This is a genomic window from Sodalis glossinidius str. 'morsitans' (assembly GCF_000010085.1).
GTDB lineage: Bacteria > Pseudomonadota > Gammaproteobacteria > Enterobacterales > Enterobacteriaceae > Sodalis > Sodalis glossinidius.
The window spans coordinates 3,579,987-3,594,276 of sequence record NC_007712.1; the positions used below are offsets into that span (position 1 = coordinate 3,579,987).

At 56.7% G+C, this 14,290-nt stretch carries 19 protein-coding genes; 1 reads left to right on the forward strand and 18 read right to left on the reverse strand.

What is annotated here, in order from left to right; all coding sequences use genetic code 11:
- Positions 1-58: 58 nt before the first annotated feature.
- Positions 59-1,507 (reverse strand): glycosyltransferase family 39 protein, encoded by a 1,449-nt coding sequence (locus SGP1_RS19065; RefSeq protein ID WP_011411884.1) that lies wholly within the window; start codon positions 1,505-1,507, stop codon positions 59-61.
- A gap of 183 nt (positions 1,508-1,690) precedes the next feature.
- On the opposite strand from SGP1_RS19065, the gene yajD reads away from it, so the two are divergent.
- A complete protein-coding gene (gene yajD / locus SGP1_RS19070) occupies positions 1,691-2,032 on the forward strand; it encodes an HNH nuclease YajD (protein WP_011411885.1) in 342 nt (113 codons plus the stop codon).
- A 15-nt stretch (positions 2,033-2,047) separates the two neighbouring features.
- Here yajD and SGP1_RS19075 read toward each other — a convergent pair whose 3' ends face one another.
- From SGP1_RS19075 to spaK, 17 genes are all read right to left on the reverse strand, one after another.
- The gene (locus SGP1_RS19075; protein ID WP_041867213.1) at positions 2,048-2,641 is read right to left on the reverse strand and encodes a hypothetical protein; all 594 of its coding nucleotides are present in this window, start codon (positions 2,639-2,641) and stop codon (positions 2,048-2,050) included.
- 59 nt (positions 2,642-2,700) lie between these two features.
- On the reverse strand, positions 2,701-3,348 hold the full coding sequence (gene orgB / locus SGP1_RS19080) for a type III secretion system linker protein OrgB (protein ID WP_011411886.1): 648 nt from the start codon (positions 3,346-3,348) through the stop codon (positions 2,701-2,703).
- Positions 3,335-3,934: a type III secretion apparatus protein OrgA/MxiK gene (locus SGP1_RS19085; RefSeq protein ID WP_050747839.1), complete on the reverse strand. Its 600-nt coding sequence runs from the start codon at positions 3,932-3,934 to the stop codon at positions 3,335-3,337. Before SGP1_RS19085 ends, orgB begins: the two co-directional genes overlap by 14 nt.
- Positions 3,915-4,676 (reverse strand): EscJ/YscJ/HrcJ family type III secretion inner membrane ring protein, encoded by a 762-nt coding sequence (locus SGP1_RS19090; protein WP_011411888.1) that lies wholly within the window; start codon positions 4,674-4,676, stop codon positions 3,915-3,917. The genes SGP1_RS19085 and SGP1_RS19090 overlap by 20 nt, the downstream gene beginning before the upstream one ends.
- Positions 4,673-4,984, reverse strand: a complete 312-nt coding sequence (locus SGP1_RS19095; protein ID WP_011411889.1) for a hypothetical protein — start codon at positions 4,982-4,984, stop codon at positions 4,673-4,675. Before SGP1_RS19095 ends, SGP1_RS19090 begins: the two co-directional genes overlap by 4 nt.
- A gap of 43 nt (positions 4,985-5,027) precedes the next feature.
- Entirely contained in the window at positions 5,028-5,282 is a 255-nt protein-coding gene (locus SGP1_RS19100) for a hypothetical protein (protein WP_011411890.1), read from the reverse strand.
- Between the two features lie 14 nt (positions 5,283-5,296).
- Positions 5,297-6,484 (reverse strand): PrgH/EprH family type III secretion inner membrane ring protein, encoded by a 1,188-nt coding sequence (locus SGP1_RS19105; protein WP_011411891.1) that lies wholly within the window; start codon positions 6,482-6,484, stop codon positions 5,297-5,299.
- Between the two features lie 434 nt (positions 6,485-6,918).
- A complete protein-coding gene (locus SGP1_RS19110; protein WP_011411892.1) occupies positions 6,919-7,428 on the reverse strand; it encodes a tetratricopeptide repeat protein in 510 nt (169 codons plus the stop codon).
- Positions 7,429-7,522: 94 nt separating this feature from the next.
- Entirely contained in the window at positions 7,523-8,581 is a 1,059-nt protein-coding gene (locus SGP1_RS19115; protein ID WP_011411893.1) for an EscU/YscU/HrcU family type III secretion system export apparatus switch protein, read from the reverse strand.
- On the reverse strand, positions 8,574-9,368 hold the full coding sequence (gene sctT / locus SGP1_RS19120) for a type III secretion system export apparatus subunit SctT (protein ID WP_011411894.1): 795 nt from the start codon (positions 9,366-9,368) through the stop codon (positions 8,574-8,576). Before sctT ends, SGP1_RS19115 begins: the two co-directional genes overlap by 8 nt.
- A gap of 3 nt (positions 9,369-9,371) precedes the next feature.
- Positions 9,372-9,632, reverse strand: coding sequence for an EscS/YscS/HrcS family type III secretion system export apparatus protein (locus SGP1_RS19125; protein WP_011411895.1), 261 nt, complete (start codon positions 9,630-9,632; stop codon positions 9,372-9,374).
- Positions 9,629-10,312: an EscR/YscR/HrcR family type III secretion system export apparatus protein gene (locus tag SGP1_RS19130; protein WP_041867679.1), complete on the reverse strand. Its 684-nt coding sequence runs from the start codon at positions 10,310-10,312 to the stop codon at positions 9,629-9,631. Before SGP1_RS19130 ends, SGP1_RS19125 begins: the two co-directional genes overlap by 4 nt.
- A gap of 7 nt (positions 10,313-10,319) precedes the next feature.
- Positions 10,320-11,336 carry a FliM/FliN family flagellar motor switch protein gene (locus SGP1_RS19135; protein ID WP_011411897.1) on the reverse strand — a complete coding sequence of 339 codons (1,017 nt, stop codon included), beginning with the start codon at positions 11,334-11,336 and terminating at the stop codon, positions 10,320-10,322.
- Positions 11,333-12,118, reverse strand: a complete 786-nt coding sequence (locus SGP1_RS19140; protein WP_166506811.1) for a hypothetical protein — start codon at positions 12,116-12,118, stop codon at positions 11,333-11,335. The genes SGP1_RS19135 and SGP1_RS19140 overlap by 4 nt, the downstream gene beginning before the upstream one ends.
- Positions 12,119-12,141: 23 nt before the next feature.
- The gene (locus SGP1_RS19145) at positions 12,142-12,594 is read right to left on the reverse strand and encodes a hypothetical protein (RefSeq protein WP_158302449.1); all 453 of its coding nucleotides are present in this window, start codon (positions 12,592-12,594) and stop codon (positions 12,142-12,144) included.
- Entirely contained in the window at positions 12,587-13,882 is a 1,296-nt protein-coding gene (gene sctN, locus SGP1_RS19150) for a type III secretion system ATPase SctN (RefSeq protein ID WP_011411900.1), read from the reverse strand. Before sctN ends, SGP1_RS19145 begins: the two co-directional genes overlap by 8 nt.
- On the reverse strand, positions 13,883-14,284 hold the full coding sequence (gene spaK / locus SGP1_RS19155; protein ID WP_011411901.1) for an SPI-1 type III secretion system chaperone SpaK: 402 nt from the start codon (positions 14,282-14,284) through the stop codon (positions 13,883-13,885).
- Positions 14,285-14,290: the final 6 nt, after the last annotated feature.

Below are 14,290 nucleotides of genomic sequence, written 5' to 3' on the forward strand. Positions count from 1 at the left end.
CCCTTAGTCTGGCTTCCGGCGTCCGCCGTCTGACGTTTGTGTCTGCCGTCTGCCGAAATCACTTCGACGTTGCGGGCGGCACAAAAGCAAGACAAATCGGTATTGGGGAGGAGCCGGGATGGGGTACGAAGGCGATCTCCTCGCGATAACCTACGGACAATGCCGGCCAGGACGCCAGCAGTTCGCTGAAATCTGCTTCGCCGCAGTTCTGCCCGCGTGGCCCTACCAGCGCCACGCCATCGCGCAACAATCTGTCCTCTCGCACCGTGCGGTTGTAAATATTCGGCCGCTGACTTACTGACCAGGGCGTAATTACCGCCGGACGGTCGTCAATGTAGAACGTTAGCCACTGGGACAGATAATCGCCGCCGACAAAGCGCACCGGTTGATGATAATGCTGTTGCCAACGCGCACTCACCTGCTGGCTGAAGGGTTTGATGCCGGCCAATTTTTCGCCGGCGCCGCGCACGTTTAGCAGCATCACAGCGCTGTAACCCGCCAGCACCAGCGGCGCACACAGAGACAGTTTCTTAAGCACGCCCGCCAACGGACGGGAGGATGGTTGCGTGACGCAGGCCATCATCAGCGCCGTGGCGGGCATCATATAAGGCTGGAGCCATTCGGTAATGCGACCACCGTCATGAAAACTGAACCATATAAGGATAGGCGCCAGCGGAATCAGCAGCATCATTAACGCCGCCCGAGCCTGCGGGGCGCCAGGCCAACCCAGCCGGGCCCGCAGCCCGATGAGCACGGCGGCGAGCAACGCCAGTGGATAAAAGACCGTCAATGCCGACACCAACCCGTGCAGCGTCAATCCGGGCGATACCTGCGAATCCACCCACTTGAAAGCGGCAAAGTCATTTTGCCAAAGCCACCAACCGTTTGGTGCCACGATAATCAACCATAGCAGAATAGCCAGATAGAACACCGGCTGGCGATAACAGCGGCGAATGCTCGGCACCCATAGCGTCAACATCCAGGCCGAGAAAATAAAAGAGAGGCTGGAATATTTCGCCATACAGGCCAGCCCCCCGGTAAAGGCGAACGCCAGCCACCAACCGGGGCGATCGAAGGCTGCCCGTAGGAAAAACACCCACAGCCAGGGCCATAACATCACCAGCAGGTAGTTATCGTTAAATGAAATAATATCAAAATTGATAACGCCGCTGAGGTTAAGCGCCAGCAACGCCAGCCAGGCCAGGCGCCGGTCGCCGCTCAAGCGCCAGGCAAGTTGCCAGACGCCATACATGCCCACCGCCACCGCCAAAAAATGTGTCGCATACCAATAAAAGCTTAACCAGGGCGCCGACAGCCCCAGCGCCGGGCGCATAACCATGCCAACCAGCCACGGATTTTTAGGGGAACCCCACTCCGCGTTCATTGCCCAGTTTACCGCCTCAATGGCATCATAAGGCACGGTGGGATCCAACAGGAAAGTCACCCCCGCCCATAACATGGCATAGCTCGCACACCAGCCAAGCAGAATAATTCGATCTGTTTTCATGCGACCCGGTTAATAAATTTTTTCCTACCATAGTGCCGCGGCGCTAAACATTGCCTAAACATCAACGTTTCCTGTGGCGGAAATATAAGTAGCGACCCATTGCCGCCAGACGGTTATAGCAACAGCGGCGAGATTTAGGCTACACTTCCGTTGGATTTCTACCGCGCAGAGAGCGTATCATTTATGGCCTTTATTCCAAAAAATTACGCCCGGCTTGAAAACGGCTATCGCGAAAAAGCGCTAAAACTATTTCCCTGGGTTTGTGGTCGTTGCAGCCGCGAGTTTAACTACTCCAACCTGCGCGAGCTGACGGTGCATCACATTGATCACGACCATAGCAACAATCCCGAAGACGGCAGCAATTGGGAGATGTTGTGTCTTTATTGCCACGACCATGAGCATGAAAAATACACCGAGGCAAGCCTCTACGGTACGACGGTGGTGGCGGGCGAAGATGCGCAACGGGACGTGGGAATCGCAACACACAATCCCTTTGCCAATTTGAAAGACATGATGAAAAAATAGCCGGGTCCGTGGCGCTTAGCGGATCACCAGCATGTCGGTGGGACAATGCACATAACCCGCCATCGCGTTCTTCCACATCGCCTCATCGTCCATCGGTCGGGTAAGGGCACCGGCGGCAGCAAACGATGACAGGTAGTCGGGAAGATAGGCCGGTTTGCCTATTGCCTGAATGCGCTGGCAGATGGTCTGGCGTCCCTGTTTATCCGCGAGGATTGCCTTCGCCACCATCCAGAAAGCCTGTCGCCGGCTCTTATCGACACTTTTCAATGTTTCCGCCAGCAGCAGACTATGAGCTTCCCGTGCTTCATCGCTATCCACCCGCAGCGCGTCATACCAGCTGTAGCTGCCGGCCAGGGCGAACAGTAACACACCGTCCTGATAATGCTGAGCACGAATACAGCTCGCCAGCGCGCGATATAACATCGGCGGCGTCTGCCGGTTCACTACCGCACCGCCGCCTGTGCAACCGGGATCGGCCACGCTTGTCAACCAGGCGCGTACAGGATTGTCGTCGGCGGGGCCGCCGGCACAACCGCCTAACGCCAGCACCGCGAGGGCGACCCCGAGGCGGCGCTTTCGTCCGCGCCGAGGTAAAGATCCATTCATCATTGCTCCCATTATGCCTTTACAAGCTTGCTGCCGCGCTCACGGCAGACTATAGCTTTATTTTAAGGTTCATTTAGCGGCAAAACCGGCTCGCCGGCGAAATGCCGCGTTAACCGTTTTACCAACGCCTGCAATCCTTGTTCACTCAAGTGACGGGCCAGGGTCTCATAATCCGGGCGAGACGTCAGCTGCCGCGTCGCCGCGTCAATAAACGCCCCGGCATCGAATTCCGCGACCTGATCGCCATACTTCATGATAAAACTCTCGCCGTCGTGGGTGATGATGTCATATTTGCCGCTCCACAGCGCGCCTATCTGGCGATTCAGCCGTAACGCCGCGGCCCGGCGATCCGCCGGTACCCACAGCTCTAGCGGCGCTGGTATCGATGGTGCGGGCTGCTGCGCCAGCCAATCTTCCAGCAGCAACAGCAGCAGATCGGTATGGGATAATGCCGTCATAAGCAGCGTGCGGGCATGCTCCTCAACCTCGCGCTGCAGCGAAAAAATCAGCTTTTGTCGCTCGGCAAAGAAGCCGGCCACCGTATCCACCGCGGCCAATACCCCTTGCTGATATCCTTCGTTTCTGGCCTGGTTGCGCAGCTGTTCCGCCTCTTCGGTGGCTTGCTTGAGGCATTTTACTGCCTCACGGCGGGCCTGTTTGACTAAATCCATCGCGCAACGCTGGCGCTGGAGGTGTTCACGTTTGATCAATATACCGCCGTAAATCGGCGGTATCCGGCGTAGCGGGATGTCTCTTGGCATGTTGAAAGGCAAGTTTGAGTAATAATCGACAAGGGGGCGGCAGGGATAATCTTGATAAATCATCCCTACCCTCCTCCGGCGGGAACAGCAGATCCAGACGCTGGCGCAAGCCGCGCGGCAAGCTGCCCGCAAACGCCAGCAGTTCATATTTTCCCCACGCTAACAGCTGCGCTGGAGGCGGTATCGTTTCCCCAGGCGATGAACGTGACGACACCAGCGACAGAGCGGCGAATTGCCGTAACCAGTCGGGCAAGCTGGCGCCGTATCCGCCTTTGGCGAGTGATGCTCGATGGCGTTGGCAGGCCATCAGCAGCGCAATCTGCGGCAGCAAATGCCATGCCTCGACGAACTGCCGGGGCAAAGAATGGGTCGGCAACGCCGGGCGCTCAAGGCTGAGCCCATACAGGCTTATCAGCATATCGTTAACTATCGAGCGCTGCGCGATGCCGTCCAGACTGGCGGGCAGCGCAAAACGGGACGGATGGATCCACGTCAACGGATCGAACATGACGCTATCAAGGGGCACGACACTCATCACTTATCGCGCGCGCGGGCAAGGGCGCGGCCCGTTTTTTCCGCCACCATAATCCGACCGACAACAGCAAGGCCAGACCAGCCACAATGGCCCCCAACCGCCAACCGGACAGCGATGCCGCCGCGGGCGGCAAATGACGCACCGGCGGCGAATGCTGCGGCGCCGGGCGGCGGGAGAGGACCACCGAAATATGCTCATAGGCCACCTCAGCAAAGCTGTTTTTCAGAAAGCGTTTTACGTCGCCAATCAGCAACGCTGGATCGCTGTCTGGCTCATAGCTGACCAGCGCGGAAAGGTGGACCGGCCGGGGCGCCCTGCCGTTCTCACCGGCGTCGATATCGTAACTGACATGAACGCGCGCGTTGACGACACCCTCAAGCACCTGCAATGACTGTTCCAGACGCTGTTCGATGGCCGAGTAAAGTCGTGCCTTCTCAGCACGCGGTGATGACACCAGCGAGTCGCCTGGAAACATCTGTGCGATTTCCATGCGGGGCGGCGAAGGCACCTGATAGGTTCTCAACAGATCTACCGCCGCCGGTAAATCGACCTTGTTAATGGCAACGCTGTAACCGCTTTTACCGTGATCCGCTTTCTCGGCGGCGATATTGTTGCGCTGCAGCGTAGTGATGACCTCGTTCGCCTGTACCTGATCGAGGCCTTTGAGCAACGGCTCCTCTTTGCAAGCGCTCAGCATGGCGATCATCATAGCGCCGCACGCCAGGCGTCTGGAACTGCTCATGCGCCTAGCACGGTCTTCACCGCCAAAGTGAGTTTATTGACCAGCGTCGCTGTCAGCGAGGTGGATACGGCGTATTTCATGCCCTTGATTTGCTGCTGCAACATATTCGACAGCCCCCCAGGCCGAAGGCTCAGGGATGAGGGTGGTCGCAGCAATTCGGCTCGAGCATGATGACCCTGGGCCACGCCATCGGCAAGGGCGTGCATGATCTTTTCATCCAAACTTTGCATCCCCCCTTGCTGGGCGGAAAGAGCGGGAAGATGCGAAAGAGGGGCACCCCGCTCAAGGGGGCTCAGGCTTATATGCATGTTCTCGTTTCCTTTAAAGTGGGTTACGTCGCCCGCCTTGTGGTTAGCGCGAGTTACGTATGATTTCCGTGGTAACATCACTTAACATCTTTAACCGCATCGAGCGACTAAGGAAGTCATTCTTGATATTTGCATCGTTCCACTGCGCCATGTACGCCGCCATGGGATCAACATTATCCTGTTGATTCACTGCATTGGCGGCCCTTTCGGATATCGACTCAATAGGAATGACGGATTGACTGGCGTTGCCGGCGTATCTGCTTAGGCCAATCGGGCTTAGGTTACCGATACCGCTCACGTTTTATCTCCTTATCAGTGAGATGACGACGGGGTGAAATACCAGTGCCCGGCGTTGGGTTTGACAAAGTTCTGCTGACCATAGGAAAAAGATTTTCCCGCTATAGGGTCATCCCTGAGTTCGACGGTAAACTGCACATAGTTGCTGCTCCACCGCTGCTTGAAAGCCTCCAGGTAGCGGCGGATCCGCTGGCGCTCACCATCCTCCAAGGCACCGTTTATCACAAAAGTGACGCTGTCGGGGTGATCGACGCGCGCATAGCCGATCGCCAATTGCCGTAAACCATTTTCGGCATCGCTTGCCACGGCGTCGTCATCCAAGTGGCCGAACGAGATTTGCCGCGCATAGGGCAGTATGTCCAGCAGCGCCGCGCTCAACCGCTCCCGCTCCGCTGGAGAGAGGACGGCTCGCTGTCGGCTGAGAATCAGCTGGGGCGCGGACGGATCGTCGATGTGGATGCGATGAAGCCCTAGCCAGGGATAGTACCGTCCGAGCCATTCGTGCACCCGCCTGCGCTCGTCATCACAGCTCACCACCTTCACCGCGGCGGTGGGATGACGCACCAGCGACTGACGGCCCAAGGCAGCATCACGCTCGCTGCTGGCCAGCATGTACAGGCTCCCGTCTTTGCCGGGCAAAAGATGAAACTTACCTTGTGCACCGGTGAGCTGTTTGCCCAAGGCGGCGGCATCCTCATGCCCGGGGATCGCGTAGTTTTGCAGCAGGTAACCCGCGCCAACCAGTACCATCAGCGACAGCAGGACCATGGAGCCCCTGCGTCGTCGCTGCGTCGTCATGGCGGGCGCCGGCATCTCCTGAAAGTTCAAAATCGTATCATCCCACGCCGCCGCTGCCGGTCTCACCACCAACGCCTGCGGACCGGCGGTCAACACCCGATTGGTGACCAGGGGGGTTTCACTGATGCCGCCATCGACTAAAACGCGCAGCGCGCTTTTGTGCGGCGCCACAAAATCAATAACTATTTCAAAATTCACGCCGCCCTGCAGATGGGGAATGAAAATCGTCTCCGGCGGTAGGAACGGCGGCTCATGCCGCCGTTCGGCCTGCGCCGCATCGCTTGCGACAAATAAGGTTACGGGGGCATTGAGGCGATATTCGCAGCCTTTCAGCAAACCGTTGAGCAATCGGAGTACGAGACCATCCTGGTACAGCGTTACATGGTCATTTTCTTTATTCATCATCCATAATATCTATCAACACCGTAGCCCGCGGGGGAATTAATATAAGCATACCTTGTTCATCGACTCAACTTCATGATGAAAATATGATAAATTATTATTGCACGCAAGGAATTATTGCCGCCAGAGAAAATAGATAATCGCTAACACCGTCATAATACGCTAAAAACGATAAGTATTCACTGTCGAAATTTATTGTTTCCTCTCTGGCCTCTTGCCATCGTCACAATAATATTGTCGCATTAGCAGTCATCCCTTTGCGCCAAGCATATTCTCAGGTTTTAACCCGATGGCGGCACTGATCTATTGCGAAACTCATGCTCACCCCGAACTCATTGCGTCCGGCACCGACGATAACCTACCTTAAGACAGGCTCTCCTTCCACCTTGGCGTAAGGTGCGACACTCATCGCACCGGGTCGAAGATAACACCGAATATCAGGGGCAATCATCCAAGCTGGTATTATGCATTTCCTGCTCTTGAGGCGAGTGATTCAACTCATTGAGGCTCTGGCACGCCCAGCGTGCCAATTCATGTTGCTGGCAATGATCAATCACCAATTGAAAATAGCGCTTCGCTTTGCACTTTTTATGCATAAGCACCTGACATTGGCCGCTATAAAAGACGGACCGGTAATCATGCTTGGCCATTGAAAACGCCACCGCATACATATCCGCCGCCTTTTGATACTGCTTTTGCAACTGATAGACGGCGCCGAGGCCGATATAATAATCCGGGTTATGACAGTCGTAAATGCACAGAAACCTGAAAAAGGCCGCCGCATTTTCCAGCTGTTGTTGAAAATCGTCATTATCGTCAGCGCCTGCCAGCTCCGTCAGCCCCCCCTCAGGCAATTCGCGCATAGCCGCTTCGCCAGCACCGCTATTTACCACCTTCCATAATGTTTCAGCGATATTTTTTTTCTGAATATTATTATCAGCAGTCATGTTTATCTCCTGAAAATAGCCATATCGAGTAAGATAAATTATCAGAGTAAAATAGGGGCTAAATGACGCACTTAATTATTATGCAAAAGAAAATCTATTCCTCACTTTCTTTTGCATAATCATAACGCCCGGCATTTTCCACATCCTGCAACCAGCTTAATAAGCGGAGTACCTGATCCAACTCGTTAATCTTAACAAAAGAATATAGGTGATGCGTATAATATATCCGACGGGCCAGCTGAACATCTTCAATCACCGATACACCGACCTTTTTCGCATAGTCGCGCACGGCCAACGCCCGTTGATTGCGTTCCAGCACCGAGATAAACGGCAAAGGGGTCAAATCGGGATTATGATAAATGCCCACAGCAAGATGGGTAGGATTTGCAATGATCAACTGCGACCCTTTAATATCGGCTTGCGTCTGCTCAGACAAGATCTCCATATGAGCCTCGCGGCGGCGATGTTTAATCTCCGGGTCTCCTTCCTGCTCTTTCATCTCCCTCCTAACCTCTTGCTTGTCCATTTTGAGACTGCGCAGGTGCAGAAAATATTCAGCTACGATATCCAATATCACTATACAGACAATACACAGCAGGCAGGTTAGCACCAGCGACATAAGCAATTGCCGCCAAATGGCGACGATGTCCTGCGGATTGGCAAACAGTTGCTCAAACAAGAGCTGCCGATGGGTGCGCCAGACTATCATCAACGCTATAGCGAAAGCGGCCAAATACAGCAGCGCCTTTACACAGTCTTTCGCAGTGCGCAGACTGAATATTTTCTTGATACCGCGGGTGGGGTTAAGCGCCTGAAAGTTGAGCTTGAAGGCCCGGGTCGCCAGCATAAAGCCGGTTTGCAGCAGCAACGGCAGCGCTGATGCCACAATGCCCATTGCTATGATGGGCAGCAGTATTTGTAGCGCGGTAAACATCAGTGCATTGCGGTAGGCGGTCAGCGATAACGAAAAATTGCCGACCACCATTTGGCGATAAAGATCCATCAGGCTCTCAAGCGAGGTGAAGGAGGTTAGCCAACAGACACCGCATAACATCATGCAGGCAATGATGACGTCGCGGGATTTGAAGGCTTGCCCTTTTTTAGCAGCGTCGCGCAGGCGCTTAGGCGTCGGCTTCTCGGTTTTATTACTCATTCTCCTCCCCAGGCGATAGCCCGCTACTCAGCCATATCTCCAATTGAGAGGGCAACAGCCAATATTGACGAAATATCTCAGGCAACAGCGGCGCGAAATAGATCAAAATAATAAAGAAGGTCACGCCGCTTTTAAGCGTTAAAGCGATGGCAAAGGCATTCATTTGCGGCGCGAAGCGTGAAAGCAGACCCAGCGAAATCTCGATGAGCAACAGCACCACCAAAACGGGACTCGACAGGATCAGGATGCGTGTCGCCATCGTCTGCAACAAGGTTGTCACCTTGGCGAGGGATGGTAGGGAGGGCTCTAGGGGATCGCACAGTTGATAACTGCCGAGAAAAACCTCAAGTAACAAAGTCAGTCCGCCCCCCTGCAGGAACACGGCGGCAAAAAACAGATTGAACAAATTTGCCAGTTCCGAGGTATCGACGCCGCTGATAGGATCATAGGCGCTGCTGAGTAAGGCGCCGCGCTGATAGTCAATCAGCGCCCCCAGCCCATGCATAACCCAAAACGGTAGCGCCAGCAGGATTGCCAATAGCAGACCGATCGCCACCTCGCGCAGCAGGATGTCTGCTATCCGTGCACCGTCGAGCGACGCCATGGCGCCGAAGGAATAAGGCCACAAAGCTGCGCCGATAAAAAAAATTACCGGTGTGCGAACGGTAAGACTGAGCACGCTGGCGCTAAAAAACGGCAACAGGAAAAACGCCGGCGTAATGCGCGCCGACACGACCGCTAGGGTAATCAGCCATTCAAACAGGGAAGACCACAGTGGCAAGATCATCGGTCAGGAGCGGCCTAACGCCATCCTTATGACTTCATGGCTAAACTGCAGCAGCGTTTCGCCATACCAACCCGAGAGCAGAAACAGACACAGGGTGACACTTAGCAGTTTAATACCGAAAGGCAGGGTTTGCTCCTGCAGTTGCAGCACGGTCTGAAACAGCCCCACCAGCAATCCCACCAGCGTCGCCACAATAATAGGCCCCGCTGCCATCATCAGTACCAGATACAGGGCTTTATTGCCGGCAAATAACAAATTGTTCATCCCGGGCCCCCCGCAATCTCCGCGCCGGCACCCATATCGAGATATTGCAGAACCAGCCCTTGCGATAGCAGCGTCCAACCGTCGAGCATGACGAACAACACCAATTTTATCGGCACCGACAGGGTAATCGGGCTCATCATCATCATGCCCAACGCCAGCAAAACGCTGGAAATCAGCAGGTCCACCACCACAAAGGGAAGATACAGATAAAAGCCGATTCTGAAGGAGTCCTTGATTTCACTTAGCGCATAGGCAGGCAATAGCGCCAACATGGAGGGCGCATGACCGGACGCGGGTGCGTCATGCGCAGCACCGCCGCCACCGTGAGCCCGATCGAAGAATTCAGTCAGGCGCGGGTCGGCGTATTTCTGCAGATAATGCCGGTAGGACTCCATGCTGTTTTCCAGAAATTCCAGCACCGAGGCGGCGCTGCCCAACGCCACCGGCTGCTCCTGGTAGGCATTATAGGCATCGCCGGCGATAGGCCCCATGATAAACATCGCCAGCATCAGCGCGATACCGTTCAGAGTAAGGTTGGAAGGCACCTGCTGCAGGCCCAGAGCGTTGCGCACCATAACGAAGACGATGGAGAATTTGATATAGCAGGTGCCGGAGGCAATGATAAAAGGCAATAGGGTTGCCAGTGCCAGAATCCCGATAAGTCCCATGTCGTTGGGCAGGTCGAGATTAGCGGTCATAACGGTTATCCAGCGACAACTCCATCAATTCCACGCCCAGACGATCTTCGAGTTGTACCAGTTCGCCGAGCGCCAGCAGATGGCCATTGGCGCGAATCTCGATATGTTTTTCACCCTCCGGATCCAACTCCAGCACCTTACCCTGGCGAAATTGCTGGATTTCCCCGAGCGACAGATAACGACGCTGCAAAATAAACTCCAGCGTTAGCGGCAGGTTAGCCAAAGGATCCGCCGCCGTATCATCCCCCAACGCTAACCGCCCCGTCGGGGTTGGCGCGGCGGCGGCAAGGCCATCGCGCACCTTTGGGTGCACCGCCGCGGCGCCGGAAGCATAATCGGGCAACGGGGAAATATGGCCTGCTGCCAGCGTGGCTTCATCGTTATCATTGGGCTTCATGCTGATCTTTCCTTCCTGTTGTAAATAAAAACCGATCAAACGCCCCTGGCATTTCACTTGGCGGGTTACTCGCGAGATAAGCAAAACATCGCCGGACGCCAGCTGGTCACGCATCGCCGCCGAAAGGAGACTGCTGCCAATCACCCATTCCACGACCAAAGGTACGTCTGACAAGCAGGGCAGACCCGCAACGGGCATCTTGGGTAGCACCGCGTTAAAGTGTGTCAGCCAGACCGGACATTCGCGCGCCGGCAGACACAGGCAGGGGGCGTCGCCTGCCCGATAATGCACAAGCGGACCGATCTCAAGGGCCTGGCCTGACAAAACCGACGGCTCGAAAGACAAGGGCTGGGGCATGGCCTCTATCAACGTCTGGATTTGGAGATCGCTGATGGCTTCGCGCGCCATCGATGCCAGCTGCGGACTGTGCCAAGCCAACCACTGGCGCGGATCAATGATCCCCCGCCAGTGCTCGTCGCCAATAGACAAATAAACGCCTTCAGGTGGGCAGCGCAGACGGGCGGCCATGCCTTGGGCGTTCCATGCCGCCGACAGCCGCCGCCAGCGGCTGTCGGCGGGCGTCAGTCTGCGTAACCGAAATGCCTTCACGTCGGCGCCTCCGGCAGCGGCGGCGGTACTGCCGGAACATTCATCAGGCAAACGCCTGACGGCGCGCCATGAAGATGTGCCGTCAGGCGTTCCCTCATTTGATGGCTGGATGGGATCAGCCGGTACGCCCCTGCGTCATCCGCCGCCTGAATTTGAACGAACTCCCCTTCTTGGCCGCGAAAGCGGTAGATCCACTGCGTACCCACGACCGCCCTCTCCTGCCGCACAGGCGCCGACAAGATCTGCGGCTCACGCATCTGCGGTGTCTGTTGCTTCTGCCGACCGCGAACGCTTTTAGGTTCAGGGCGCTCGGCAAGCGCGGCAGACATCAGCAGCGGATCGGCAGCGCGCTGCAGCGTCAGCCACTGACTCTGCTCTAGCTCTCTGGTCAGAGCATTATTGAGGGTTTCCACCGCCAATCGCGGCTCCGACTGCACAACGGGCGCGCGCAGCTTACCCGCTCCGGGCGGATGCTGCCCAGTAGCATGGATGCGCAGAGGCAAGAGCGTCGATCGCGCCGTGCGTTGACCGCCGCCATACCGGAGCCCTTTGCCTGCCTCGGCCCTGCGCCACTGCGCCTTCAGTCGGTAAGGAGACGAGGACGTCTGTTCCCCCCATGCGGGCGGTAGTTCCTCCAGCGCAAGATCGTGCGTGGCGGCGTCCTGCCCCCACTGACGTTCCCCATCACCTGTCGACGGCAGCGCGCTGCGCTGCGCAGGATCCCCCCCCTCAGGCGATGAAGCGGAAACTCTCTCCTCCAGCGGCATTATGGCCGCGGACACAGCCGTTGCCGACGGGCAGTCCTTTATCCTCGCGAGCGGTTCCATGTCATCATCTCCTCTGTTTCTGTCTCCTGACGGTACAATTGCGTTAGCCGATGGGCGTGCCGCTGTCGCTCAAGCCAGCCATCGTATTTTTCCCGCTTACGGTCCCACACACGCCACTGGCAAAGCGCATCGCGCTGCTGCTTCTCCAGCGCCATCATCGCCTGCTCCAGCTGCCGCTGCTGTTCCGCCAACTGTCGACTTTCCTCGCGTCGGACCATCAACCGACGCTGGTGCAGCATCAAAGCACGGCGATCGACGATCCCCTGTGGCCATGCAAGCGCCCTTTGCTGCACGACGTCCTGCTGCTGCTCCGCCAGCATCCTGAGCCGTGCGGCAAGCGTCTCCCTTTGCCGCGCCAGCGCCGCAAGAGTCGCCGTCAATGTCTGCCGGAGCTGCTCGCTATGCGCGCGAAGGCGTTCAATCTCACGCATCAAACGCATGCATTAACCTCAGCGTCTGGCCAAATTCCTCCGCCTGGTCGGCGTCTTGACGCAGAAAATCCCATAGCGCCTGTTTTTGGGCATGCGCCCGGTCATTTTCCGCATTATCGCCAAGGCGATATTCCCCTAAATCAATCAGAGTCTGCATCTCTTCCAGCCGGGTCAGCAGCCCGCGCATAGCGCCGGCCAGCGCCTGCTGTCGGGCATCCGTCACCTGCCCTGCCACGCGGCTGGCGCTGTGCAGAATATCGATAGCGGGATAGTGACTCGCCGCCGACAGCTTACGACTTAGATAAATATGGCCGTCGAGAATCGAGCGGATTTCGTCGGCGATCGGGTCAGGTTCATCATCCCCTTCCAACAACACCGTATAAAACGCGGTGATACTGCCGGAGAGGCTGTTGCCCGGCCGCTCCAGAACGCGGGGTAGCGCGTCGAATACCGAAGCGGGGTAACCTCTCCTGGCCGGCGCTTCCCCCGCGGCGAGTGCCACATCCCGCAGCGCACGGGCAAAACGGGTCAGGGAATCGAGGAACAGCACAACCCGTCGGCCTTGATCGCGAAAGTACTCGGCCACCGTTGTCGCCACCAGTGCGGCATTGCATCGTTCCAGTGAGGCGTAGTTGGAGGTGGCGTATACCAGCACACATTGATGCCGGCGGGGGGAATGGCGCAACGTCTCGACGAATTCGGTCACCTCGCGCCCCCTCTCACCCACCAGGCCGATCACGAACACCTCGGCGTCGGACTGGGCAATCAGTTGATGCATAAGCATGGTTTTGCCGCAGCCGGCGGAGGAAAAAATACCGACTCGCTGTCCGATGCCGCAGGTCAACAACCCATCAAACGCGCGAATACCGGTGATAAATGGCTGTCGCACCCCTGCACGCTGTCGATAATCGGGCGCGGGCGCATCAATGGCGCGCCATTCCCTGTTACAACGGACCGGCGGCGGCGCCAGGCGCTCGCTTATCCGTCCCGAGGGTTGGATGATGGTGCCGAGCAACGCGTCGCCCACTTCCACCCGCAGCGGGCCGCCGGTGGGATGGAGTAATATCTCCCGGGACAGGCCATGAGCGGCGCCGATAAGGCTAAGCACCGTCCGCTCATGGTGGAACCCCAACACCTGCGCGTGGGCGATGACCTCGCGCGAACGCCAATGACGGCGGATCTCGCAGATCTCGCCCACCGCCACCTCCGGCAGTGCCGCCTCAATAATAGGCCCTGACAAACGCAGGGGAAGCGCCTGCCGTCGCAGCATTCGCAGCGGCCGTTCCATTCAGCGCAACACCTTGGTGAAGCGTTCCAAACGCTCGAAAAAACCGCTAAGCGCGCTGGCGAAATTTTGCTTGTTCTCCAGGCACCAGGGTTGCAGTAGCGCTTTAAGCTCCAGATAACCCTCATTTTCAGCCAGCGAAAAATGCCCGCCGCGAATATACTCCGCACCTTCGAGCAGATCTTTTAACAATTTGTACGAGCATTGTTCAATGAGGGTTTCCTGGTAATCCGCGATGCGCGACCAAAGCCAGATATCGTCATCGCTGCTGCTGATATAAATACTTGGCATGTCATTAAAGTCTAGCGCAATCGTGGAATGGCTGTCGAAACTCCCCAGTAAACTGGGATCACAGCCGCTGTCCAGCAGCGCCTCACGCACCAATGCCGCAATATCAACGTACATGTCGTT